Origin of the sequence: Arthrobacter ramosus (assembly GCF_039535095.1) — a bacterium.
Classification (GTDB): domain Bacteria; phylum Actinomycetota; class Actinomycetes; order Actinomycetales; family Micrococcaceae; genus Arthrobacter; species Arthrobacter ramosus.
In genome coordinates, this window is the sequence record NZ_BAAAWN010000001.1 from 1,581,163 (window position 1) to 1,603,613 (window position 22,451).

General features: G+C 61.7%; 23 protein-coding genes and 2 pseudogenes. 10 read left to right on the forward strand and 15 right to left on the reverse strand.

Going from position 1 to position 22,451, the window contains the following annotated elements:
- Nucleotides 1-38: 38 nt before the first annotated feature.
- Both ABD742_RS07430 and ABD742_RS07435 read right to left on the reverse strand, forming a co-directional pair.
- Nucleotides 39-1,244 (reverse strand): acyl-CoA dehydrogenase family protein, encoded by a 1,206-nt coding sequence (locus ABD742_RS07430; protein WP_192477108.1) that lies wholly within the window; start codon nucleotides 1,242-1,244, stop codon nucleotides 39-41.
- Between the two features lie 66 nt (nucleotides 1,245-1,310).
- Nucleotides 1,311-2,555 (reverse strand): CaiB/BaiF CoA transferase family protein, encoded by a 1,245-nt coding sequence (locus tag ABD742_RS07435; RefSeq protein ID WP_234752104.1) that lies wholly within the window; start codon nucleotides 2,553-2,555, stop codon nucleotides 1,311-1,313.
- A gap of 106 nt (nucleotides 2,556-2,661) precedes the next feature.
- On the opposite strand from ABD742_RS07435, the gene ABD742_RS07440 reads away from it, so the two are divergent.
- Nucleotides 2,662-3,582, forward strand: a complete 921-nt coding sequence (locus ABD742_RS07440; protein ID WP_234752107.1) for a LysR substrate-binding domain-containing protein — start codon at nucleotides 2,662-2,664, stop codon at nucleotides 3,580-3,582.
- A 91-nt stretch (nucleotides 3,583-3,673) separates the two neighbouring features.
- Entirely contained in the window at nucleotides 3,674-4,105 is a 432-nt protein-coding gene (locus ABD742_RS07445) for an acyl-CoA thioesterase (protein ID WP_192477112.1), read from the forward strand.
- 127 nt (nucleotides 4,106-4,232) lie between these two features.
- On the opposite strand, the gene ABD742_RS07450 is transcribed toward ABD742_RS07445, so the two are convergent.
- The gene (locus ABD742_RS07450; RefSeq protein ID WP_234752109.1) at nucleotides 4,233-4,889 is read right to left on the reverse strand and encodes a helicase associated domain-containing protein; all 657 of its coding nucleotides are present in this window, start codon (nucleotides 4,887-4,889) and stop codon (nucleotides 4,233-4,235) included.
- A 238-nt stretch (nucleotides 4,890-5,127) separates the two neighbouring features.
- Between ABD742_RS07450 and ABD742_RS07455 the strand changes: the two genes are divergently transcribed.
- Nucleotides 5,128-5,379, forward strand: coding sequence for a helix-turn-helix domain-containing protein (locus tag ABD742_RS07455; RefSeq protein WP_234752110.1), 252 nt, complete (start codon nucleotides 5,128-5,130; stop codon nucleotides 5,377-5,379).
- 4 nt (nucleotides 5,380-5,383) lie between these two features.
- Here ABD742_RS07455 and ABD742_RS07460 read toward each other — a convergent pair whose 3' ends face one another.
- A complete protein-coding gene (locus ABD742_RS07460; RefSeq protein ID WP_344787568.1) occupies nucleotides 5,384-5,548 on the reverse strand; it encodes a hypothetical protein in 165 nt (54 codons plus the stop codon).
- Between the two features lie 129 nt (nucleotides 5,549-5,677).
- On the opposite strand from ABD742_RS07460, the pseudogene ABD742_RS24305 reads away from it, so the two are divergent.
- Nucleotides 5,678-5,876 (forward strand): annotated as a pseudogene (locus tag ABD742_RS24305) (hypothetical protein); the annotation flags it as partial.
- Here the strand turns inward: ABD742_RS24305 and ABD742_RS07465 are convergent.
- Nucleotides 5,866-6,489, reverse strand: a complete 624-nt coding sequence (locus tag ABD742_RS07465; RefSeq protein ID WP_234752118.1) for an NADPH-dependent F420 reductase — start codon at nucleotides 6,487-6,489, stop codon at nucleotides 5,866-5,868. The pseudogene ABD742_RS24305 and the gene ABD742_RS07465 sit on opposite strands and share 11 nt — an antisense overlap.
- Nucleotides 6,490-6,598: 109 nt before the next feature.
- Entirely contained in the window at nucleotides 6,599-7,333 is a 735-nt protein-coding gene (locus ABD742_RS07470; RefSeq protein WP_234752120.1) for an SDR family NAD(P)-dependent oxidoreductase, read from the reverse strand.
- Nucleotides 7,334-7,459: 126 nt separating this feature from the next.
- Between ABD742_RS07470 and ABD742_RS07475 the strand changes: the two genes are divergently transcribed.
- The gene (locus tag ABD742_RS07475; RefSeq protein WP_234752123.1) at nucleotides 7,460-8,059 is read left to right on the forward strand and encodes a TetR/AcrR family transcriptional regulator; all 600 of its coding nucleotides are present in this window, start codon (nucleotides 7,460-7,462) and stop codon (nucleotides 8,057-8,059) included.
- Nucleotides 8,060-8,816: 757 nt separating this feature from the next.
- Here ABD742_RS07475 and ABD742_RS07480 read toward each other — a convergent pair.
- Complete coding sequence (locus ABD742_RS07480) at nucleotides 8,817-9,203, reverse strand: ArsR/SmtB family transcription factor (protein ID WP_234752125.1); 387 nt, start codon at nucleotides 9,201-9,203, stop codon at nucleotides 8,817-8,819.
- A 125-nt stretch (nucleotides 9,204-9,328) separates the two neighbouring features.
- On the opposite strand from ABD742_RS07480, the gene ABD742_RS07485 reads away from it, so the two are divergent.
- From ABD742_RS07485 to ABD742_RS07500, 5 genes and pseudogenes are all read left to right on the forward strand, one after another.
- Complete coding sequence (locus ABD742_RS07485; protein WP_234752131.1) at nucleotides 9,329-10,063, forward strand: NADPH-dependent F420 reductase; 735 nt, start codon at nucleotides 9,329-9,331, stop codon at nucleotides 10,061-10,063.
- 153 nt (nucleotides 10,064-10,216) lie between these two features.
- A pseudogene (locus ABD742_RS24310) lies at nucleotides 10,217-10,348 on the forward strand (hypothetical protein); the annotation flags it as partial.
- A gap of 110 nt (nucleotides 10,349-10,458) precedes the next feature.
- Entirely contained in the window at nucleotides 10,459-10,704 is a 246-nt protein-coding gene (locus ABD742_RS07490) for a hypothetical protein (protein WP_234752133.1), read from the forward strand.
- Nucleotides 10,705-11,119: 415 nt separating this feature from the next.
- On the forward strand, nucleotides 11,120-12,442 hold the full coding sequence (locus ABD742_RS07495; protein WP_234752144.1) for an NtaA/DmoA family FMN-dependent monooxygenase: 1,323 nt from the start codon (nucleotides 11,120-11,122) through the stop codon (nucleotides 12,440-12,442).
- A 100-nt stretch (nucleotides 12,443-12,542) separates the two neighbouring features.
- Entirely contained in the window at nucleotides 12,543-12,836 is a 294-nt protein-coding gene (locus ABD742_RS07500; protein ID WP_234752146.1) for a Dabb family protein, read from the forward strand.
- A gap of 243 nt (nucleotides 12,837-13,079) precedes the next feature.
- Here the strand turns inward: ABD742_RS07500 and ABD742_RS07505 are convergent, their stop codons facing one another.
- The 8 genes from ABD742_RS07505 to ABD742_RS07540 form a co-directional block, all read right to left on the reverse strand.
- Nucleotides 13,080-13,844: an SDR family NAD(P)-dependent oxidoreductase gene (locus tag ABD742_RS07505; RefSeq protein WP_234752147.1), complete on the reverse strand. Its 765-nt coding sequence runs from the start codon at nucleotides 13,842-13,844 to the stop codon at nucleotides 13,080-13,082.
- Between the two features lie 56 nt (nucleotides 13,845-13,900).
- Nucleotides 13,901-14,917, reverse strand: a complete 1,017-nt coding sequence (locus tag ABD742_RS07510; protein WP_234752149.1) for an ABC transporter permease — start codon at nucleotides 14,915-14,917, stop codon at nucleotides 13,901-13,903.
- Entirely contained in the window at nucleotides 14,914-16,482 is a 1,569-nt protein-coding gene (locus ABD742_RS07515; protein WP_234752151.1) for a sugar ABC transporter ATP-binding protein, read from the reverse strand. The genes ABD742_RS07510 and ABD742_RS07515 overlap by 4 nt, the downstream gene beginning before the upstream one ends.
- Before the next feature lie 80 nt (nucleotides 16,483-16,562).
- A complete protein-coding gene (locus ABD742_RS07520) occupies nucleotides 16,563-17,660 on the reverse strand; it encodes a sugar ABC transporter substrate-binding protein (RefSeq protein WP_234752152.1) in 1,098 nt (365 codons plus the stop codon).
- Between the two features lie 175 nt (nucleotides 17,661-17,835).
- Nucleotides 17,836-18,873, reverse strand: coding sequence for a sugar ABC transporter substrate-binding protein (locus ABD742_RS07525; RefSeq protein WP_234752154.1), 1,038 nt, complete (start codon nucleotides 18,871-18,873; stop codon nucleotides 17,836-17,838).
- A 364-nt stretch (nucleotides 18,874-19,237) separates the two neighbouring features.
- Nucleotides 19,238-19,465, reverse strand: coding sequence for a hypothetical protein (locus tag ABD742_RS07530; RefSeq protein ID WP_234752156.1), 228 nt, complete (start codon nucleotides 19,463-19,465; stop codon nucleotides 19,238-19,240).
- A 140-nt stretch (nucleotides 19,466-19,605) separates the two neighbouring features.
- The gene (locus ABD742_RS07535; protein ID WP_234752157.1) at nucleotides 19,606-21,057 is read right to left on the reverse strand and encodes an MFS transporter; all 1,452 of its coding nucleotides are present in this window, start codon (nucleotides 21,055-21,057) and stop codon (nucleotides 19,606-19,608) included.
- Nucleotides 21,058-21,340: 283 nt separating this feature from the next.
- On the reverse strand, nucleotides 21,341-22,387 hold the full coding sequence (locus ABD742_RS07540; protein ID WP_234752159.1) for an AraC family transcriptional regulator: 1,047 nt from the start codon (nucleotides 22,385-22,387) through the stop codon (nucleotides 21,341-21,343).
- Nucleotides 22,388-22,451 lie beyond the last annotated feature (64 nt).

Sequence of the window (22,451 nt, forward strand, 5' to 3'; positions counted from 1 at the left end):
AGGGTGAAGATGAGTCAAGGCAGGGCCATGTCCTCGGGTCAGCGGAAGGCTGAGATTCCCGTGATGTCGCGGCCTACCAGCAGTGCCTGGATGGAGTCCGTGCCCTCGTAGGTGGACACGACCTCCATGTCGGTCAGGTGGCGGGCGACATGGTTTTCGAGCAGGAGGCCGTTGCCGGCGAGCAATTCCCGTGCCTCGTTGCAGATCCACTTGCCTTTTTGCGCGGTGGCCATTTTGACCATGGACGCCATGGCGTTGGTCAGGGTGCCCTTCTCGGCCAGTTCAGCCATGCGGTTGACCATCAGTTGCATCGCGGTCAGCTCGCTGAGCATGTTGGCGAGCCGGTGCTGGACCAGCTGGTAGCTGGCGATCGGGTTGCCGAACTGTACCCGCTTGGCGGCATAGTCGGCCGCGATCTCGAAGCACGCCATTGCGTGGCCGACGGCCTCCCATGCAGCGCCGCCGCGGGTTGCCTGCAGGACGCGGGAGACATCGGCGAAGGACCTGCAGTTCTCCAGCCGGTTGGTCTCAGGGATCCGCATGCCCTCGATGACGATGTCGGCCTGCAGGATGGCGCGTTTGCCGATCTTGCCGGTGATGACGGTGGGGTTGTAACCGGCCGGGTGGTTGCCGTCAGCGTCCTTTTCGACGACGAAGGCGTTGACCTTGCCGTCTTCGGTGTTGCGGGCGAACAGGACCACGACGTCGGCCGCGTGGCCGTTGCCGATCCAGCGTTTGTGGCCGTCGATGATCCAGGTGCCTCCCTCGCGGCGGGCGCTCGTTTCCAACGCCACCGTGTCGGACCCATGGTTCGGCTCGGTGAGGGCGAAGGCACCCGTTTTCTCCAGCCGGGCCATGGCAGGCAGCCAGCGCTGCCGCTGCTCCTCGTTGCCCAGCATGTACAGGGCGCCCATGCAGAGATTGGAGTGGACCCCCAGGAACGTGTTGATGCTTCCGTCAGCCCGCGCCATCTCGCGCGCGACCATTCCCGCGCCCTTGCGGCTCATCCCCGGGCATCCATATCCCTGAATGTAGGTCCCGATGATGCCGAGATCCGCGAGGCCGGGCAGCAGTTCGTCCGGGAACTCCGCACGTTCCCAGTAGTCGTTGATGATGGGAAGGACCCGCTCTTCGGCGAACTGGCGGACTTTGTCGCGGATGGCCAGCTCTTCTGGGCCCAACTCGTCGTCGAGGTTGAAGTAGTCGGAGTTTACGGTGCTGCGGGCAGTTGCAGTGGTTGTCATGAGAGGTCCTTTATGGTTCCGCGGACGGGGTGCTGGTTGCTTGTGGGGTGGCTGCTCGGGAGCGGGCTAAGCCTGCGGCGTCGACTGCAGCCACTGGAGAATGTCCCCCCGGTCTGCGTCGATGCCGGGCGGCACCAGGTCATAGCTGGCGGGTGTCGCTGAGAAGGTGATCGGGTTACGGACGCCGGGGATGGTTTCTTCACCGGTTCCCACGTTCACTACCGGTTCCAGTCCCAGGCGCTGGGCAAAATCAATCCCACCGCGGACATCGTTGATCGGAGCACATGGAAGCCGTGCCTCGGTGAAGATGTCGAACCACTCCGATGCGGTCCTGACGGCCAGCAGTTCCTGCAGGATGGGGCGCAGCGCCGACCGGTTGAGGCTGCGGTCCGGGGGAGTGGAAAACCGGGGATCGTCGGCGAGCTCGGGGGCGGCAATGACGTTGCAGAGCGTCCGGAACTGCCGGTCGTTGCCGATGGCCAGGACGATTTCCCCGTCCGCGGTGGGGAGCGGTTCATAGGGGTAGATGCTAGGGTGCTCGTTACCCATGCGGGTGGGCACGTTTCCGCTGAGCAGGTATCCGCCTGTCTGGTTAACCATGCCGGACAGGGCCGAGGACATAAGGTTCACCTCGATGCGTTGTCCGCGGCCGCTCTGGCTCCTTTCATGCAGCGCTGACAGGACGCCAATGGCGGCATGGAGTCCTGTGATGACATCAAAGACCGCAACACCGGAACGGTACGCGGGGAACTCCGGGTCCCCGGTGAGGCTCATGAGCCCGGACATGGCCTGGACGAGCAGGTCGTAACCCGGCAGGGCCGCTCCGCCGGCGGAGCCGAACCCGGTGATGGACGCGTAGACCACAGCGGGGTTGCGTTCGGTGATGGACGCGTAGTCCAGGCCGAAACGGTCCAGCCCGCCAGGTTTGAAGTTCTCGATGACGACGTCGGCGCCCGCAGCAATGTTCCGTGCCGTGTCGATGTCATCCGGATCGCCGAAGTCCAGTGCGATGGATCTCTTGTTCCTGTTGATTGAGAGGTAGTACGTGGATTGGCCATCGAAGACCGGGGGCTTCCAGGCCCGTGTTTCATCGCCGGACGGGCTTTCCACTTTGATGACCGTGGCACCCATGTCCGCCAGGAGCATGGTGCAGTACGGTCCGGCGAGGACCCGACTGAAGTCGGCAATGACGATTCCCGCCAAAGGACCGCTGGCGTTGCGACCGAAGGCATCCCGGCGTGCGTTATCGGGCTGGCGGTCGTGAGCAGCAGCCCCTGGAGCCAGGGGAGCGGCGTTGCTCTGCAGTGTCATGGGTCCTCTTCCATAGGCGGTTCTTTTTCACTATCCCACCGGGCATTACAGCGCGTCCAATACTTATTGGGAGCCCGATTATTGATTCTTCTGCAATAATGGCGGGATGGAGATTCAACAAATACGGGTGTTCCTCGCCGTGGCGGAGGAATTGCATTTCGGCCGGGCTGCAGCCCGGCTCCATATGGCTCAACCACCTGTGAGCCGGATCGTGCGGCAGCTGGAGCGGGATCTCGGGGTCGACCTCTTCATCCGGAGCACACGCAGCGTCCAGCTAACGGCGGCCGGAGTGGCCCTGATGGCATCAGCCCGGGAGATCCTGGCTGCAGCGGAGCGTGCAAGGGCCGGCGCACTTGCCGCTGGCCGTGGAGAGGCGGGAATGGTCAAGCTCGCCTACGCCGGCGCATCAACCCATGTTCTCGTGGGAGTACTGGCACGGGAAGTCCGAAAGGCCCACCCAGGCATAGAAGTTCGCCTCAACAGCCAGGACTTCGCACTCCCAGCCCTCGCCCGGGTCCTCCGCGGTGAAGTTGATATCAGTCTCGGCCGTTGGGACTTTGTGCCCGCGGGCATCAAGTCCCGCATCGTCGTGGAGGAACATCTCGTGATGGCCGTCCCTGCATCACACCGCCTGGCCTCGCAAGGCGATGTTCGTTTCGCAGAACTAGCTGGCGAACCGTTCGTCGCACTGCCCCCGCATGAAGGTTCTGTCCTGACCGACCGCCTGCGCCGGTTGAGCCTGGGAGCCGGATTCGATCCCGACATAGTGCAAAGTGCACCCGATTCGTGGACCGCAATGGCCCTGGTGGGAGCCGAAGTAGGATGCTCCCTAACGGTTTCCTCCGTCGCGGAAAACGTAACCGACCCGCATGTACGGTTCTTGCGGGTGCTCGACGAGACCCTGCCGGTCTACCTCAGGATGGCGTGGCGCGGGGATTCGGACAACCCGGCGCTCCCACCGGTCCTCACGCTTGCGGAACAGGTTTGGGTCGGTCGTCCCGACAGCCTCGCCGGTGTCGAGTCATAGCCCACCAATCGGTGGACGCTGCTACGACCGCCAGAACGGGTCTCAAAGACATAAAACCAAACCATCTTCACCGCAGAAGTAAGGTCACACCATGGAATCCTCCGATATAACCTTCCGCACTCGAAAATGGGTGCGCCCAGAAGACCTAAACGCCAACGGCACCCTGTTCGGTGGAAGCCTCCTCAAATGGATTGATGAGGAAGCAGCAATCTATGCCATCCTCCAACTGGGCAATGGCCGGGCGGTGACGAAGTACATTTCGGAAATCAACTTCGTCAGCTCCGCAGTCCAAGGGGACCTCATTGAGATGGGTCTGACAGCAACTAAATTTGGCCGAACCTCACTGACCATGCGAGCGGAAGTCCGGAACATGATCACTCGACGAAGCATCCTCACCATCGAGGAGATCGTGTTCGTGAACCTGAACATCGCGGGTAAGCCAGAGCCGCACGGCTACAAAGAAATCACCTACGACAGAGACAGGATACCCACGCACCACCTTACGGAAACGCCACACGGCTAGGAACGGTAACTGTCTCGACCGGTTGGTGCGCGTTGCAGAGGTCTTGGGCCCCCTGAACGTCTGTTCCACTAGATACCTGCACCGGCCGGAGCGAGTGCTCTGAAGGTATAGAGCTGCTTGCTTCCCGCTATCTGCGCCGGCCGCCCCGGTGACCTCTGCCTTCCCGCCACCCTGGCAGGCGCCTGTCCAGCTGCTCCGCCTTGGCCTGGTCGATTCTGCCAGCGCGGTAGTCGATGCGCTGGCCGTGCAGCCACACGCCCAGCGTGCGTTCGTGGGCATCGTCCGTCTTCTGGTGCCGCGGCCACTCACCGCCGGCAGCCCTGATTCTCTGGAGCTCCTCCAACCGATGCTGCCAACGCGCCTCATCCTCGGCCTTGCGGGTTGAAGGCTTGTCCCAGCCGGCGATCACCGCCAGGGCGTCCCTGTAGGTGGGGGAGAGGGTCTTCTCGGCGGACTGCCGGCGGCGGTTTGCCAGCCATGCTGCCAGCGCCCGCTCGCGCGAGGTCTTCCCGTGGCTGACCGGCAACCGGTCATGAGCCTCATGGAAGGCGAGGACATCAGCCAAGTTCCTCAGGCCCGCCTCGGATGTTCTCGGAGCTGCAGGGGCCAGCGCCGCTTTGTGCTCTTCCCGTATGCCCGGCTCTGCCTTTGCAGCAATCTGGAGGTGATACCGAACGGTCGTTTCCGCGGCGCCAGCCAAGGCGGCAATCCTGGACGTCGGGATACCCTGCCGGTACATCTGCACCCATTCGAGGTCAGGTGCGCTGCGCCTTAAGCCAATCATTGCCGTCCGGAATCGCCCTTAGGTGTTCCAAGTATCCCGAGTATTCCCTTCACGACTTCCCCCTGTGTTGAATTTGACGGGTCGCCCCGGCCAGAGAGCCTGCACAGGTGACTTCCGTTCTAAGCCTAGGGGAAAGCAACGCGACCCTAGCGAAACGTCGCGCGCCGGCTGTCTCCTTTCGCCCTTTCACCATTTGTTCCTGCACTCAGCCGGGCCAGCCCAAACTTAGGATGGTCTGGTGACAGACGAACCCACAAAGCGCCGCTTCCTGACAGTCGAGCAGGCGGCCGAAGAGCTCAACGTGAAGTCGAGCCTCATCCGGGGCCTGATCAGCAGTGGAGAGCTGCGCGCAATTCAGGTCGGCGGGAGGGGCCTGTGGCGCATCGGCCTCCAGGATCTGGAAGACTACATCGCCGAAGCGTACCGGCGCACAGCCTCACACATTGCCGCTGGCGATCTCCCGGACGACGGGGAACAGGACAGCCAGTAGCCGTTTACTGGTGCGGCCTGATGATCAGGGTAGCGACCTGGGGTTCGTTCAGGTCCGGGCTGGTTACGTTCAGGAGGTAGGCGTACTCGCCGTCGGTTCCTTCCGAGTCGCAGACAGTCGTGGGGCCGATGGCGTTCGACCGCCGCTGGCAGATCTGGCTCTTCTTCATCTCAAAGCCAACCTTGGAGACAACCGCCGCGACTTCTGCGGCGCTAGCAGGGCGCGCACACATGGTCTTTACGCTTTCCTGCACCTCCGGGTCTATGTCCTTAACCGTGTATGCGTGAAGGCATACCAGCGTGGCTACTTCCCGAACGATGCCGCCGCGCTGAAATGCCTCTACCTCGTGACCTGGTCCCTTACCCACAGGGCAGGGTTGGGCACGATGGCCTACGAGGTGGAAGTCCGTTCGAGGGCAGAATCGACTAACCACAAGCCACGCCAGACCCACCGTTAATCTGACAGACCCGCAGGGGCCCCCGTGGCTCAGCCAGTGAATTCGTTGGCGCCGAGGGCGAAGTCCCAGTGGCCAACCCCGTTGCTGGCGAGGCCTACCGTGACCACACCCACTCCTTCCAGCCAGTGCGCCATTTTCAGGCCGCCGACGCCAAGCGGGCGCAGCCCGAGGCTCTCGATGAATGCAGCCACGTCCGCCTTGGCCTGCGCATTGTCGCCCGCGATGAAGACGTCGGGCCGGCCCTTCTCCAGAACATTACGGAAGATGGTGTTGAATGCCTTCACGACGCTGGCGCTGGCCGGGGCCACCTTGGCGACTTCCTGCGCGATCGAGGTCTCCTCGCTGTGGGCCAGCCCGTCGAACGTGGCGTTGAAGGGGTTGCTGATATCGACGATGACCTTGCCCGCGAGGGCGTCTCCGTACTCGGCGACGACCGGAACGACTCCGTCGTACAACAGGGCCGTGATGACAATGTCCCCGGCGGGGATGGCGCCCCACTTGCCTGTCGTCGCGCCGCCGCCCAGAGCCTTGGCCAGGCCATCGGCCTTGGACTGATCGCGTCCCATGACCTCGACGGTATTGCCGCCTGCCACCGCGAGCGTGCCGATGGTACGGGCCATGTTTCCCGTACCGATGAGGGTAATGCTGCTCATGAGTTGTGCTCTTTTCTTGTTCTCGAGGGGTCGCCTTGTCTCGTTCGAGATCAGTTCGTTGTAGCGACTGGGGTTGCGGGCGTGCCCGCAAGGATTCCTGCTGTGGGGTTCAGAGCGCGGTGGTGCCGCCATCGGCGACCAGCTCCAGGCCGTTGACGTAGCTGGAGTCCTCGGAAGCGAGGAAGAGGGCGACGGAGGCGATTTCTTCCGGGCGGCCCATCGTTCCACGGGGAATGAGGGACTCGAATGCGGCCTTGGTTGCCTCGTCGAAAAGTTCTGCCTGTTTCGCGGTGGCGACCTGGCCGGGGGTCAGGACGTTGACCCGGATCTTGCGGTCGCGCAGTTCGTTGAGCCAGACGCGGGCCCAGGCCTGCTGGACCGCTTTACTTCCCGCGTAAAGGCTCCAGCCAGGAAACGCGCCGAGGGAGGCGTTGGACCCGGTCATGAAGATCGAGCCGTTGTCGTTGATCAGCGGCAAGGCCTTCTGGACCGTGAACAGGGTGCCGCGCGCGTTGAGTGAGAAGGCGCGGTGGAACTGGTCTTCGGTAATCTCGCCGAGGGCGGCGGGTTCGCCCATCCCGGCGCTGGCCCACAGCACATCGATCGAGCCCTTCTCCCGTTTGACGGTGTCGTACAAGCGGTCCAGATCGTCCAGGTCGGCCGCATCACCTTGCACGGCGGTGACATTCCGGCCGATCAGCTTGACGGCGTCATCCAGAGCTTCCTGCCGCCGGGCCTGGATGAAGACGTGCGCTCCTTCTTCGACGAACAGTTTTGCGCCTGCCAGTGCCATGCCAGTGGATCCGCCGGTGATCACCGCGACCTTGCCATCAAGCTTTCCCATGAGTGCTCCATTTCATTGCCTGCCGATGCTAAGTACACCGATCTGAGTACTTAACGTAGCGGGGCATTAGTGCCAGGCGCAAGTTAAGTACACCAATCCGTACCCTTTTCGGGATAAGCTGGTTGTATGACGGAGTTGAAGAAGGGACCGCGGGGCCTGCGCCGCGGTAGGGGTGCACGGGAGCGCATCCTCAGCGCATCACAACAACTGTTCCGCGATCAGGGCATCAACTGCACCGGGATGGACCAGCTCTGTGCGTCGGCTGAGGTGTCCAAGCGAACGCTTTACCAGCACTTCGCCGGTAAGGACGAGGTGATTGCCGAATGCCTCCGCCAATTCGATCCGGACATCCTGCCCGAGGTCTTCGACCGCACCGATCTCACACCCCGCGAACGACTCCTCGCCATCTTCGAGATTCACGCGCCCCTGTGCCCATTCATCGCGGCGGCCGTCGAGATCCCCGACCCCGGCCACCCGGCACGCGCATACGCCAGCGACTACAAAAAAGACTTTGCCGCCCGACTCACCGATACCGCCCGCGAGGCCGGAGCGACCAATCCCGAACAGCTCGGAGAGCAACTCGCGCTGCTCCTGGACGGCGCCTCGGCCCGCAGCCGGGTCCTCAACACGGACACCTTCGCCACCGCCGCCGCCATCGCCGCCGTCCTCGTCGAAAACGCCATCTGCGCAGCATCGGCACCGGCCGCCGCTTCGCTTAGTAACTGACCAGCCTGCAACGCCGCCCTAGAACCGCTGCGCCAACTCAGGCCGATACGCCGACGACAACTCCGCCACACCACTCTTCACTCGCTAAGTGCTGCGACCACCGCAAGAACCCAAGGGTCTGCTCCGGCAGTACTTTCCAAAGGGAACAGCCCTGGGCGTCCACAACGCCGAACACCTTGCCTCGCTCGCGAATCAACTCAATCTGCGGCCACGTGAAGTCCTGGGCTGAGAGAGCCCCCTCGAGCACCTGACCAGACTGGCTTCACCACTGACAGATTCATAAACCGTTGCAACGACCGCTGAAATCCGCCGAACGGTCAATCAGTTTTGCCGTCTCTGGTCAGTTTAAAGTCGCCGCTTACAGTGTCACGCGGTGACTTCAATCAAACATCATCTGGAAGGAAATCAACATGGAGACAGGCACTATCGGCGCTACGTTTGCACGAAAGCTGGCAGCGGCCGGACGCGGCGGTGAAGCTGGCGGGCTCGAAGCGGCCTGAAACCCCGCACCGTTCAACTACTGGAACGGGCCACGAAGGTAATGACGACGATGCCTACTGGTTCTGGCGGCAAAACCACGCTGACCCGCACAGGCGCGTCCTCGTGGACAAAGATGGCCCCGTCAAAAAATGGTCTTCACTGCCAGTTATGGACAGCTCAAAAGTCACCTCCAGCTGCCGCGCTGCACCACTCGATGGGCTGTCGGCGAGAGAGGCAGTGAGACGTTTGCCGCCACGCACTTTGGGTTCTGGCAGTGTCAGACCTTTTGGCCGGGATTTGTCGCAGGGTCCGACGGGTTGGAGGATGCCTCGGCAATCGCGTCCAGGACTAGGGCCAGCAGGCCGGGGAATCGCCGGTCGAGTTCTTCTCGACGGAGCCAGTTTCTGTGCCGGTTGCCCTGTGCTTCCTGTTTGATAATTCCGGCCTCGCGGAGGACGCGCCAGTGCCGTGTCAGGGCCGATTTCGAGACTCCGAAGTCAGAGCCGCTGCACCCGGTGCCGGGCTCCGCGGCGATGAACTCGACGATCGCGCGCCGGGTGGGATCGCTCAGCGCGAACATGACGGCGAACAAGTTGAAATCCTCCTCGGCCGGGATCGTAAGCGGATTCGCCAAGCGACTGGCCATGGTGGTTGTCCTATCCATCGGGTGATCCATCCAAAACCAAGATGTACACATTTACGTGTACATGGGTTAGTCTTCTTGTACACGAATAAGTGTACATCCAATCCGCACCTGTCGTGTGGGACCAACGTACGAAGGAAACACCTATGAAGATCACTGTTATCGGCGCTGGAGCTATCGGCGGCAACCTCGCACGTCGTCTCAGCGAAGCAGGACACGACGTTCTCGTCGCTGACGCCCGCGGACCGGAAGTCGTCGCTGAAGAAGTCCTCGCCGCGGGCGCGCGTGCCGCCGAGGTGGACGCCGCGGTCACGGACCGCGACGTGATCGTGCTCGCGATCCCGTTCTCGGTACAACCGGATCTCGCCGATCTCGTGGCCGGTGTGTCTAAGGACACGATCGTCGTCGACACGTCGAACTACTACGCCTACATGATGGGCCCGGTTGAGGCAGTAGACAACGGACAGGTCGAAAGCGAATGGAGCCAGGAACAGCTTGGTCGTCCCGTTGTGAAGGCGTGGAATGCAGCACTCGCCGGTACCCAGCAGACCAAGGGGCTCCCCGCGGGATCCGCTGGCCGAATTGCTATCCCTGTCGCTGCGGACTCCGCCGAGGCTCGCGCTACGGTTATGCAGCTCGTCGACGACACCGGTTTCGATCCCTTCGACGCCGGTGTGATCGCCGATTCGTGGCGCCAGCAGCCGGGCACCCCGGCATACTGCACCGAGCTGGGCCTTGAGGACCTCGGCAAGGCACTTGCCTCGGCGGAGAAAGACAAGGCCCCGATCACGCGTGACCGTCTCATCGAGTACTTCGGCTCTTTCGAGAAGATGCCGTCGCTCGACGAAACTGTCGCGATCAACCGCGCAGCACACAACTAGCATCTGCCAATAAAGGGCGAACATCATGGGACGTCTAGAAACCAAGGCAGTAATCATCACAGGGGCCAGCGGACAAGGCACGGTAGAGGCTAAGCCCTTCCCCCATGAAGGCGCGAAGGTCGTCGCCACAGAGGTCAACGACGCGCTGCTGAGGAGACGGTCGCAGAGATCAATGAAGCGATTGGATCCGAGGCAGTCATCGGGCTCAAGTACAACATCGCCACGGAGAGCGACTGGGTCGACGTCGTTTCAAAGGCCGTTGAGGCGTTCGGCAAGGTGGACACCCTGATCAACAATCACCGACCTGTCCAAAATCTCGCCCGTGAACCTCCGAGGAACTTACGTCTCCCCCCGGCCCACTTGAGATCCCGCCGTCCAAGCAGGGCCAGCAGGTCATGGCCCACGCCGGCGCGAGCCTGCACCGCCTCGCCTTCGCCGGCCGCTACGCCGACATCCTTATCCGCGAGGTCTTCACTACAGAGGAGGCTCGGCACCAGCGCTCAGCAGTGCGCCACGCCGCCGAATCATCGAGCAGCAGGTGCGCCATCTCGGCCAGATCCTCGGCCTGCCGGTGGGGCCAAGCGACCTCGACGCCCCACTGCGCGCTGATCAGCTGGCCGTCGCGCGCGCCAACCGGGTGACCCGCGATCGCCCAGCGCGCTTGAGGTCGCCAAGGAAGGCTGGAGCGTGCGTCAGGTGCTCCACCACGCTGTCATCGACTACCTCCCTGCCCCTGTCGGTCCCCCCGAGGTGATCGCCGATCACCGGCAGGAATGGTTCGAAGCTGATGCCCGGACGGCTACCTGATCATCCCCGGTGTCATTCCCGAGGGAATGGAGTCCTTCGTCGACGGAGTCATTCCGGTCCTGCAGCAGCGCGGCCTGTTCCGCACCGATTGCGAAGGCGAAACACTCCGCGAAAATCTCGGCGTCGACCGCCAGTACGGCCTGCAGCGTCGACCTCGGACTCCCTAACAACGGGTCCTTTTACACGGCCCACACCTAGAGCGCACTCGAAGCGACGACAGCTCAGATTTACACACGGAAAGAAGACATCATGACCAGACAGATTCTCATCGGCATGCACTTGGGCAACGGGTACGGCAACCTGCCTGGCGCCTGGCGCGCCCCAGCGGTCGACCCCACAAGCTATACGAGCTTCGACGCGAAAGTTCGGCACGCCCAAGCCGCCGAGCGCGGAAAACTCCAATTTCTGTTCCTCCCCGACGGCCCAACCCACGTCGGCGACATCGCAAACGAGCCACCCAACTTCAATCTCGACGTCATGGTCACCTTGGCAGCGATCGCCCGCGAAACCAGCCATATCGGCCTCGTCGCCACCGGCTCCACTACCTTCAACGAACCGTTCAACCTCGCCCGACAGTTCAAAGCACTCGACGTCCTGAGTCACGGACGGACGGGATGGAACGCCGTCACCTCCAGCGGCGAAGACGTCGCCGCCAACTACGGCCAACATATTCCGTCCAGCCCGGAACGCTACGGAAGAGCACACGAGACAGTCCAGCTCGTGCAGGCTCTCTGGGGCAGCTGGGGCGAGACCGCCTGGGTGCACGACAAGGCCACGGGCCGTTTCGCCGACCCGGAGCAGGTCGCCCCGATCAGCCTTGGTGGCGAATATGTCGCCTCCCGCGGGCCCCTGTACATTCCTCCGTCCGAACAGGGGCAACCCGTAGTCTTCCACGCCGGAGGCAGTCCGAACGCCCACGAGTTCGCCGGACGCTGGGCCAACGCCGTCATCGGCGCGGCCTTCACGATCGACGATGCGCGTGCACAGCGCGCCGCGTTCCGTGAAGCGGCCAAACGCGCCGGGCGGAACCCGGACGAGATCAAGTTCTTCGCCGGCCTGATGACGACGATCACCGCCGATAAACGGGAGGGCCTCGATCGCCGCATCACGCTGAGCGGACGAACGTTCCCTCAACGCGCGGCCTATCTCGGGCGGATGCTCGGCCTTTACCTTGATCCCGCTCGCCTCGATGAACCGCTCTCGGCGGCGCAGTTGTCCGAGGCTCGACCATCACCGGGCGACCCCCGCTCGGTCCACGCACTGAAGATCGCGCGTCAAGGCTGGACCGTCCGCGACATACTCGCGCATGGCGTCATCGACTACCACCCAGTCATCGTAGGACCGGCCGCCGAAGCCGCTGACCACATGCAGGAATGGTTCGAAGCCGACGCCGTCGACGGCTTCTGGGTATCCCCGGACATCTATGACGGCGGAGTCGATGCCTTCGTCGACGGCGTCGTGCCTATCCTCCAGGATCGCGGGCTCTTCCACCGGGAATATGACGGCGCCACCCTGCGCGATCATCTCGGCGCTCCGGCCCAATATGGAGTCGATCCGCGCATCACGCGGTGACTTCAAGCCAACATCATCTTGCCGTTTGCGAGTCGCGGTTCGTGACCGATACCTGCAAGGACATCGAAGGCGGCTACGCCGCTAACTAAAGGACAACATCATGATCCGGCACATCGTTTTATTCCGCGTCAGCGAAGGAACGCCACTCGAGCGCGTGCAGGAGGCGGTGGATCGCCTGGAAGCACTCGTCGGCGTGATCCCCGGCCTGCGCTCTTTGAGGGCAGGTATCGACATTGGAATCGAGGGAAACTTCGACTTTGGCCTCGTCGCCGAACTCGAAGACCGCGCCGCCCTGGAGGTGTTCTCGAAAGATGCCACCCACATAGACGTGGCGATGTATATCCTCGAGTTCCGCAAGAATACCGACATCGCCATCCTTGACCTCGAGATCTGAGGTAATCTGCGCGGGCTTCCGAACCAGCGGTTCGGGAGCCCGCGTTCGACGCGTTCGCGGACGAGGTGGGTTTAGGATCCCAGGGGCGCTGTGACCAAACTTCGTGCGGGAACTCGCCCCATCCGCGGCATGGTCGCGGTCATCAGCCAGGCCAAGTTCGGTATCGGGGGAGCGCGTCGTCGTGATCCTTTCAGTGGAGGGGAAGTCTTCGTCCCCAAGGTTTCAGTAGGAAAGCGGGTTTTCTCACTGGGAGATGAATCCGCCGTCGATAACTAACTCGGTTCCGGTGATGAACTTGGCCTCGTCCGAGGCAAGATAGAGCAAGCCGTACGCGACGTCGGAGGCCTCCCCGGCGTGGGGCGGCAAAGGAACGGTTCCAGGGTTGGCCAGCGATTCCTTGGTGAATCCGTAGCCACGAGTCAAGCCGGTGTCGATCGGACCGGGATGCACCGAGTTGACCCGGATGCTGTCCTTTGCAAACCACTGGGCAGCGTGCTTTGTCAAGGACCGGACCGCACCCTTCGAGGCGGAATATGCCGCGCCGCCGCCGTCCCCGGCGCCACCACCGATAATCCCGGCGATCGACGAGACGTTCACGATGGAACCGTGGCCGGCGGCCTGCATAGTGGGGATTACACTCTTCATCCCGAGCCAGGGTCCGGTGGCGTTGATGGCCATGACCTTGTTCCAGTCCTCCAGCTCGGCGTCGAGAATACCCTTTGGCAGGGCAATGCCGGCATTGTTGATCAGGATGTCGATCGTGCCCCACTCCGCCAGGACGTCATCTACCACACGATTCCAGTCCTCAATGGAAGAGACGTCGTGAGTGCGGGCGATTGCCTCGCCACCGTTAGCCGTAACTTCATCGACCGCCTGTCGCAGTGCCTCCGCGGAGATGTCCGTGGCCACTACCCGCGCCCCCTCGGCCACGAAGAGCTGGAGGGCGGAGAGCCCCATTCCGCTGGCTGCGCCGGTGATGATGGCGACCTTTCCGGTCAAACGTGACATATTCATGTTCCTTCTCTGATATTGGATTCTTTCGCAGCTGCCGTTGTCCTGACAGGTCAGGCTTCTCCTGAGCGTTTACGTGACCGGGTGTAGGCGTCCAGTGATACGGCGGCGAGTACGATCACGCCGAGGGCGACCTCTTGTGTTGCTTGTGGAAATGCGAGGATGTCGAAGACGTTGTTGATGGTTCCAAAGATCAGGATGCCGACGAGCGTCCGCCACATGGCGCCTTCTCCGCCGAGCAATGAAGTTCCGCCGATGATAACGATCGCGATCGAGTTAAGTGTGACTCCAACGGCCACGCCCGGCTGTCCGACGCCGATGACCGACCCCAAAACGATTCCCGCGAGTGAGGCGAGCATAGCTGTCAGCACGTAGGTACTTGCCCGAAGTGAGATCACGGGCAGTCCGGCCAGCCTTGCGGCTTCGTTGTTGCCTCCGATGGCGTAGATTCCCCTGCCGTATACGGTCTTGGAAAGTGCGAACCACCCTGCTGCTACGAGGACCGCAAGCAGCCAGACGGAGAGCGGAGCTCCGAGGAAGTCCTCAGCAGACAGGAAATCGTAGCCGCCCGTTGCCATGGAAACAGGTTTGGAGTTCGTGTACAGCAAGGTGAGGCCGCTGAATAATGAGGCCGTTGCGAGAGTAGCGATGAACGCATTTACTTTGGCTTTTGTGATGAGAAGGGCGTTGATCAGGCCGAGGAGGAATCCGATCACCAGCGTGATGAGTATGGCTGGCCCCGCGGGCATCATGTGGGACAGGGTTGCGTAGGACACTCCGCCGATAGCGAGCACTGCGGCCACCGAAAGGTCGAAACCTCCTGCGATGATAATGAATGTCATGCCTACGGCAATGATGCCGACGGGGGCGTTCTGGGTCAGGATGTTGACCAGGTTTCCCATGTTGAGGAAGCGGGGATTGAGGATGGTCGCCGTGATGACGAGGATGATGAGCACCCAGACCATCCCGAGGCTTGCTGCTCGCTCCCGCAGGTTGAGCCTCCTGTTTGCCGTCACATTGGGAGTAACGGTGCTATCCGGGGTGGTGTCCCGGTCGATGGTGGCGCTCATGCGTGCTCCTTCATTCCAAATGCTGCTTGTAGTACGTCTTCCATGGCGATCTGCTGATCACCGTTTGGCTCAATGAGCCCCATGCTGCGGCCCTTGGCGACAACGAGCACCCGATCGGACACCGCCAACACTTCCTCAAGCTCGGACGAAACCATGATCACGGCAATGCCATCCGCCGCCATCACGCGTAAAGTCTCCAGGAGCTCGCCCTTGGCGCCGACGTCGATGCCGCGTGTGGGCTCGTCGGCGAGGAGGACTCGGGGTCGGTCGTAAAGCCACCGTGCCATCAGCAACTTCTGCTGATTGCCGCCCGAGAACCTGTCGCTGCGTTCACCGAGTCGGGCTACGGGGAAGTTCAGCCGTGAGGCTGCCTCGGCGACCATCGCACGGAGTTTCCGCCGCCCGATCACGCCGCCGGATGAGGCCGCGCCAAGATTTGCGAGTGCGATGTTGTCCGCGGCGCTGCGGAGCAAAACGAGCCCCTCTCCCTTGCGATCTTCGGGGATCAAGCCGATTCCAAGTTTGCGCGCGGAGCGCACGGTCCGCGGCCAGGGTGACTCCGCGCCCGCCAGACGGATGGTTCCCCGTGCGGTGGGTTCGGCGCCAGCGATTGCCCGCAGCAATGTCGAGCGGCCCGAACCCACCAGACCTGCGATGCCAAGTATTTCCCCGGGCTTCACTTCCAGGTCGATATTTTCGAGGGCTCCCGGGACGGTGAGCCCAACCACTTCAAGAATCGGGGCCACACCCGTCTCGACCGGCCTTGAGTGTATTTCCACCGGTTTGTCCATGAGTACCCGGCCAAGCGTCTGGTCACCCCGCTGCTCACCGAGCATCGCGCGCACGAGTTCGGCCCGGGATTTCTCCCCGCGCCTGCTCGTGGTGATGGCCCGGCCATTGCGGAAAACCGTTATCCAGTCCGCCAGCCGTTCGATTTCGTCGAAGTTGTGGCTCACGATCACGATGGTGACGCCGCGTTTGCGTAACCCTTCGATCGCTTTATAGAGCGCCTCGCGTTCCTCGACGGCAAGCGAAGCGCTGGGCTCATCGAAGAGGATGACGCGAGGCTCGACCACGAGGGACCGCATGATCTCGAGCAACTGCTGCTCTGCCACCGAGAGGGAGCCAACAGGAACGCCGGCAGGTATGACCCGGACGTCCAGCTCGGCACACAGTTGGACGTAACGGCGACGCATTTCGCGGCTGGAGAGAACTCCGAACCGCGACAGAACGGACCCTAGGAATACATTGGCCGCTGCATCCAGATGCGGGACGATCGTAAGTTCCTGATAGATGGCCGAGACGCCGTTCCGGCGCGCAGCGCGAAGATTTCCCGCTTCAAGCGGTTCACCGAAGACTTCGACGACACCTCCATCAAAGTCGACGCGGCCGGCGATCGCGCCCAACGCAGTGGACTTGCCCGCTCCGTTTTCGCCGATCAGTGCATGTACCGTTCCTTCCTGGATCTCGACGTCCACATCAATCAATGCCCGGGTGGCACCATAGGTCTTCGACACCGCTTTAAGCGCGACGGCGATAACCTGGTCCGATTGCGAAGGCTCCATTGCCAGTTCTACTTTCTCTATTGGGCTGGGGCGGCGTTGAGCGAACGCCGCCCCAGCCCTAGGTTGGGCGAACTGCGGCGCTAGCGTAGCTCGGCGGGCAGGTCGGAGATCGTTTCCTTTGTGACCACAAAGGGATTCTTTGCGGTGCCAATGACCGAGTCATCCACAAAGCGGGCGCCTGCGTCCCCTCGTTGGGCGGCAGCGATGGAGCTGAGGTTTGCCTTCATTTGGTTGTAAGGGAAGAGCATAGTGGAGAGCTGGACGTTGCCGGCTTGCAATTGTTGGATCTGGAATTTGCCGAAACCGACGTCCGCAATGTGGATCTTTTTCGAAAGACCGGCGTCTTTTCCAGCCTGGATGACCCCTTGGGTGAGGTCGGGCGAGGACGCAGACAGGATGAGGGTGGTGTCCGGATGGCCCTGCAGGAAGGTCTGGGTCTTGTTGTAGGCGTCAGTCGTCGTCCAGTCGGTGTAGATCGTGTCAACCGAATAGTCGGTGTTGTCCGCCGTTAGCTTTGCCATTGCGGCTTCTGTGACACGCGTCTGGGTGTTGACCGCCGGGCCAAGAACAGCAAGCACTTTCTGCTTACCCGGGTTGGCCTTTTCTGCGGCCGCCAACCAGCCGTCGACGTAATTGCGGGTGGTGTTGCTGCCCACGAAGTTCAACGTGCCGGGGGCCCAGACGTCGTCAACTGACTTGCCGGCCTTATTTGTGCCGTCGTCGCAGAGGGGCGAGCCTGAAATCGACGTAAGGATATTGGCCTTGGCGAAGTCATGGGTGAGGAGTTTGCAGGACATCACGCCGTCGAGGGCCATTACCACCGCAGCGTCGAACTTACCGGATGTCATCGCTGTCTGCATTTGGTTGAGCTGCTTGTTCGGGTCATAGCCTGCATCAAACAAGGTCATGTCCATACCGAGTTCTTGGGCAGTTTCCTTTGCCGCCCGCTCCTGCTCCAGGCCAAACTCATTGGCCACACCGGGGATGAAAACTGCGACCTTAAGGCCCGGGCCGGTCTTGAGGTTGACCTTCATGTCGTTGCCGACATCGATTGCGACCGTGCCGGCTGGGCCCTGATTGCCTGGGTTAGCGCCGGTGTTTCCAGCGCAACCCGCCAGGGCGAGCAGCACTGCCGTGGATCCCGCAGCCAGCATGGCCCGCGACTTCGTTGTACGCATAATTCTCCTGATTACCTCGTTCCGGCGCCTTAGGCAGCCGGGATGTGATGTGTCGCGGGCTTCTTGCTTCGCGATCGTGATGTCTTGTGGTGTGCCGACGCTACTGGGGAGTGACGGCGCGCCGACGGGGGCAACGTGCCGTGAGAGGGCGCGCCCGCCTCCTTGCATTCCGGGACTACCGCAGTTCGGCGGGAAGCTCGGTGATGGTGTCCTTCGTGACAGTGAAAGGACTCTTCGCAGTGCCGATGACCGAGTCATCGACAAAACGGGGGCCTGCATTCCCGCGTTGAGCCGAGGCAATGGCCTCAAGCGATACCTTTATCCCGTTGTAAGGGAAAAACAGCGTAGAGAACTGGATATTTCCTGACGCTATCTGTTGGAGCGAAAACTCGCCGAAACCCTGATCCACGATGTGGATTTTGCCGAGAAGGCCGGCGCCTTCTGCAGCTTTGACGATGCCCTGAGAGATGTCCGGCGTGTACATGGACAAAATGAGGGTAGTGTCCGCGTGGCCCTGGAGGTACGTCTGGGTCTCGTTAAACGCCCCGGTCGTCGTGTAGTCGGTGTAGATCTTGTCGACCGTGTAGTCCGGGTTGTCCGACGAGAATTTCGCTAAGGCAACTTCGATGACGCGAGTTTGCGCGGCGACTGCGGGACCAAGAACAGCAACCACCTTCTGCTTGCCGGGGTTCGCCTTCGCCGCAGCAGCGAACCAGCCGTCGATGTAGGCGCGGGTATTATTGCTGCCGACGAAGTTCATAGTGCCCGGCGCCCAGACCTCGTCAACCGATTTGCCGGTCTGATTGGTGCCGTACTCGCACAACGGCGTGACATTGTCCACCACAAGGATGTTTGCCCTGGGGTAATCCTCGGTGATGGTCTTGCATACCACCGTGCCGTCGAGCGCCTGCACCACGGCGGCGTCGTAGTGGCCTGAGGCCAGCGCCGTCTGCATCTGGTTGAGTTGTTGGCTGGGGTTGTAGCCGCCGTCGAACAAGGTCATATCCATGCCCAGCTGCTTGGCGGTCTCCTTCGCGGCCAGCTCCTGCGCCTGCCCGTAAGCGTTGGCGACACCGGGGATAAAAACGGCGACCTTGAGGTTGGGGCTGGTCTTCAGGTTGACCTTCATGTTTTTGCCGACGTCGATCGCGACAGTGTCGCTGGGGCTCTGGCTGCTGGCGCTTTCAGCGCAACCAGCCAGGGCCAGCAGCACCGCGGTCGATCCTGCAGTCCACATGATTCGCGACTTCGTTGTTCGCATTTTTCTCCTTGCGGTTCTTTCGCACGTTCAGAAGCGTGCGTCCCCGGGCCTCCCATGGATTCGGTCGGCGTCGTTGAGGACCGGGATACAGGATGGCTTTCCGCCAGCTTCTTTGCTTAGCGATCTGGTGGGTGCTATGCCGACGGTACTTGTGTCATAGATCACCCGTCAAGATAAAACTCACACTATTTGTAAATGACTCTCGTGATACGAACTATTGAAACGATTCACCTAAAAAATGCATTATCAATAGCCAGTCATGCTTGCTCAAGGTTTTACTGCTTGCTGGTGCTTGAGGCGGGCTAACGGTGGAAAGTCACCTTCCGGCGTTGGCGGTCTCCCATTTGTAGGTCATCCAGACCTCGAATCCTTCGGCTTTGCTGATCAATTGACGCTGGTTCACACCGTCCGCCCCTAGCCAAAGGATCCTGTCGTCGGCCGTGACGGCGTCGACCGTCCCTGTCCGGACAAACCGGCCATACTGTCTTATTTGTACGGTTTCCCCAACAAGGGGAAGCCACTCATCCTGCTTGTGGTACATCATTCTGGTGTCCGTTGTGTAGTAGTTTTTTGGGCCTGTGAGGCCGGTGAGCAACCCGCGGTTTAGTGGGCGAATTACTCACCGGCCCCGACGACGGGGCTCACCTCCTGGCGGCACGCCGCCAGGATCAGCTTTAGGTCCTTCTAGTGGCTGGCAACATGAACCTTCGTGGGATCGGTCTCTGTGTCGACTGCATGCAGATCAGTGATGCGCTTGGGTGCCAGCACCGCCCAGACGATCACGAAGACCGCGATAATTACGGCGGATGCGATGTAGATACCGGCAAAGGTTGTCTGCGGAATGAATCCGTCGGCACCGGGGACCAGCGCGTTCAGGATGATTGCGACTGCTATCATCGCTCCAACGAACTGGATGATGTTTTGCATGCCCACGGTCACGGCCATGTTGTCCTGGCGGCCTGCGGCTGCAACGAGGGTGTATCCGGTGGTCAGGCAGCTGAGGATTGTGAGTGCGTACAGGAACACCCACAGCCAGGACAGCCACACCTGGCCCTGGGCCAGGGCGAGTCCGAGGAAGACGAGGACGGCAGCGGATCCGGAAATGACCAGGACGGTCTTTGGTCCCAGGTGCCGAAGGCCCCACCGGGTCCAGAGGTACCCCAGTGCCGCCCCGGGAATCATAGCGAGCAGTACGAGCGAGGAGTCCAGGGCGGAAAGGCCGTGGCCGTAGCCGGAAGAAGCCGGGGTCTGCAGCCATGCCGGCAGTACGATAAAGATGCCTTGGCCAACCAGGCTGATCAGGAGAATTCCGGAGTATCCGATAAGCGTCTGGCGGATATCCATGTTGCGGAATGACACCAGCGGCTCCTGCGCGCGTCGCTGCTGAATGGTCCATGCAGCCAATGTCACCGCGCTTACGACGAATGCACCAAGCACCAGCGGGGATGTCCAGCCTTGGCCGGGCCCTTCAGCAATGCCGACCAGGAGTGCTGTGACCCACACGCCGAGCCCCAGCGCACCAAACCAGTCCAACTGAACCACAGCACGGGCGGCGGCAGGTGTCTCAGGGGACTTCAAGGCCAGGATCAGCATGGCGCCGTACAAAGCGAAGGTCACCCAGAAGACGGTCTCCCAGGGCAAGCCCAATCCGACAATGAGGCCGCCGGCAATAAGTGCGAGCGGTACAAGGACTGCCATCACTGTCGAGAGCACCAGCGAGACCAGCCGGATTTGCCGGGCCGTAGCCCGTGGACGCAGGAGTCCCCAGCTCAGCGGAATGGTGACCGCGAGGCCCATGAGGAATCGCCCCGCGACCAGAGGCCAGAAGCCGTTGGCGGTTGCACCCAGGGCGCATCCCACCAGTGCCAGGAAGATCAGCGCGATGAGGACTTTGCGATGCCCGAAGATGTCACCCATGCGGGCGGTCAGGCTGACGGAAATTACGCTGCCCATCATCAGCGCATTTAGGACCCAGCCGATTTCTGAGCCCGTGAGGCCTGATTCTTTAGCAATGACCCCAATGAGCGGAGCGAGGATCCCGTACTGGATGTCGAGTGTTATGCCGCTCAGCATGAGCAGAGCAATGATCGGTATGCTGCGGCCGGTGCGGGACTCGACCGATATTGTTTGTGTCATCTTTGACTACCTTTTGGCTAATGCCCAGCAGTCGCTGGGTTCGTTACTGGCTGGGGCGAGCAGCGCATGAGATCTGAGGGACCGGGCGCCCACCGTTGGTGCGATGCGCCGACGGCGTCGACGCCATGCGTTGTATCCCGCGGAAGAAGCCGGCTTCTTTGCCCGACTTGTGCAGGCTTCAACGTTAAGTTGGGCCGCCCCCCGTCCGGCACGGCATTCAACGCCGTTCACATGCGAATGTACGCCAAGGTGCGTCAGGGTCAGGAGGGGCGCGGGGGCAGGCTTACGCTCTGGATTTGGCGTTGGTTTTGTAGTGGGAGGCTTCCCGGTAGGCCGACGGCGGCATCCCCTTCCACCGCTTAAAGGCGATGGTGAAGCTGGCTGGCTCGGTATAACCAAGTTTGCGGGATATCCGCGCCACCGAAAGATCCGTGTTCGAGAGCAAATCTGCGGCGAGGTCACTCAAGGCCTTGTCCCGCAGCTGGGCAAAGTCGTCCCCCGTGAGTTCGAGCTTGCGCTGCAGGGTCCGCGGGGAAACCCGAAGTGTTGCGGCCACGTTTGCCAGTTTGCGGTTGAGCTCGGGTGCGGCCCTTATGGTTTTCGCGACAGTGTCCGCCCAGTCTCCGGTCGCCTTGAGGGTGTCCACAATCTGGGTATCTGCTTTAATCCAGGCCGCATGCTGAAACGCATTGCCGAAAGGAAGTTCCTGTGCCGACGTTGCCGGGTCCCACCACAACCGCAACGTTTCGGTGCCGCAGTCGATGCTGCAGGGGACGTTTGCCGAAAGCTCGGGGGATGCTTCTGCGAGAGGAAATTCAATCTGTGTGAAGGGGAACGGGCTGCCGTAAAGCCAGGTAAAATTCCGGGCAATAAAACAAAGGTCCCGGTATACGCTGAACGGAATCAGCTCTTCCGGAGCATCGGGGTAGGTGAACTCCATCCCCGTTACCGCGCCATCCGTCGTCCTCAGCGATGCCAGCTCGAACAAAGCTGGGCCATAGTCAGTTGTACTTGCAACATCTACCCATGCCTCAATGGTGGGCGCAGTAGCCAAGGCCAGTCCTCGGACCCCGAAGGAGCCCAGTGAGTAGGCACGCGCGGCCCGCACCCAGAGATCAACACGGTCTTCTGTGAGACCGACGAACTGAAGCTGGAAGGCCAGCTCCTTCCTGGCAGGAATAGTACCTCCCGGGCGGTTGACCGCGTCAGGGTCTATTTCCGCATTCGCCAGCGCAGTCCGCCAATCCAGGTCCGCTTCCTCAAGCAGTCCACGCAGTATGTGAACACTGAAGTTTGGCACCCGCAGGTTCTGATAGGTTCCGCCTTTCACCTTTGCTCCGCTCTGCCGCAGGCATAGCGGGGCGCCTCAGAAGGTCCAGGACCAGTTCGGGGAT

What these genes read in the sequence shown, in the direction of transcription:
- ABD742_RS07430 (WP_192477108.1), bottom strand. Translation starts at nt 1,244, where the DNA reads ATGACAACCACTGCAACTGCCCGCAGCACCGTAAACTCCGACTACTTC.
- ABD742_RS07435 (WP_234752104.1), bottom strand. Translation starts at nt 2,555, where the DNA reads ATGACACTGCAGAGCAACGCCGCTCCCCTGGCTCCAGGGGCTGCTGCT.
- ABD742_RS07440 (WP_234752107.1), top strand. Translation starts at nt 2,662, where the DNA reads ATGGAGATTCAACAAATACGGGTGTTCCTCGCCGTGGCGGAGGAATTG.
- ABD742_RS07445 (WP_192477112.1), top strand. Translation starts at nt 3,674, where the DNA reads ATGGAATCCTCCGATATAACCTTCCGCACTCGAAAATGGGTGCGCCCA.
- ABD742_RS07450 (WP_234752109.1), bottom strand. Translation starts at nt 4,889, where the DNA reads ATGATTGGCTTAAGGCGCAGCGCACCTGACCTCGAATGGGTGCAGATG.
- ABD742_RS07460 (WP_344787568.1), bottom strand. Translation starts at nt 5,548, where the DNA reads ATGAAGAAGAGCCAGATCTGCCAGCGGCGGTCGAACGCCATCGGCCCC.
- ABD742_RS07465 (WP_234752118.1), bottom strand. Translation starts at nt 6,489, where the DNA reads ATGAGCAGCATTACCCTCATCGGTACGGGAAACATGGCCCGTACCATC.
- ABD742_RS07470 (WP_234752120.1), bottom strand. Translation starts at nt 7,333, where the DNA reads ATGGGAAAGCTTGATGGCAAGGTCGCGGTGATCACCGGCGGATCCACT.
- ABD742_RS07475 (WP_234752123.1), top strand. Translation starts at nt 7,460, where the DNA reads ATGACGGAGTTGAAGAAGGGACCGCGGGGCCTGCGCCGCGGTAGGGGT.
- ABD742_RS07480 (WP_234752125.1), bottom strand. Translation starts at nt 9,203, where the DNA reads ATGGATAGGACAACCACCATGGCCAGTCGCTTGGCGAATCCGCTTACG.
- ABD742_RS07485 (WP_234752131.1), top strand. Translation starts at nt 9,329, where the DNA reads ATGAAGATCACTGTTATCGGCGCTGGAGCTATCGGCGGCAACCTCGCA.
- ABD742_RS07490 (WP_234752133.1), top strand. Translation starts at nt 10,459, where the DNA reads ATGGCCCACGCCGGCGCGAGCCTGCACCGCCTCGCCTTCGCCGGCCGC.
- ABD742_RS07495 (WP_234752144.1), top strand. Translation starts at nt 11,120, where the DNA reads ATGACCAGACAGATTCTCATCGGCATGCACTTGGGCAACGGGTACGGC.
- ABD742_RS07500 (WP_234752146.1), top strand. Translation starts at nt 12,543, where the DNA reads ATGATCCGGCACATCGTTTTATTCCGCGTCAGCGAAGGAACGCCACTC.
- ABD742_RS07505 (WP_234752147.1), bottom strand. Translation starts at nt 13,844, where the DNA reads ATGTCACGTTTGACCGGAAAGGTCGCCATCATCACCGGCGCAGCCAGC.
- ABD742_RS07510 (WP_234752149.1), bottom strand. Translation starts at nt 14,917, where the DNA reads ATGAGCGCCACCATCGACCGGGACACCACCCCGGATAGCACCGTTACT.
- ABD742_RS07515 (WP_234752151.1), bottom strand. Translation starts at nt 16,482, where the DNA reads ATGGAGCCTTCGCAATCGGACCAGGTTATCGCCGTCGCGCTTAAAGCG.
- ABD742_RS07520 (WP_234752152.1), bottom strand. Translation starts at nt 17,660, where the DNA reads ATGCGTACAACGAAGTCGCGGGCCATGCTGGCTGCGGGATCCACGGCA.
- ABD742_RS07530 (WP_234752156.1), bottom strand. Translation starts at nt 19,465, where the DNA reads ATGATGTACCACAAGCAGGATGAGTGGCTTCCCCTTGTTGGGGAAACC.
- ABD742_RS07535 (WP_234752157.1), bottom strand. Translation starts at nt 21,057, where the DNA reads ATGACACAAACAATATCGGTCGAGTCCCGCACCGGCCGCAGCATACCG.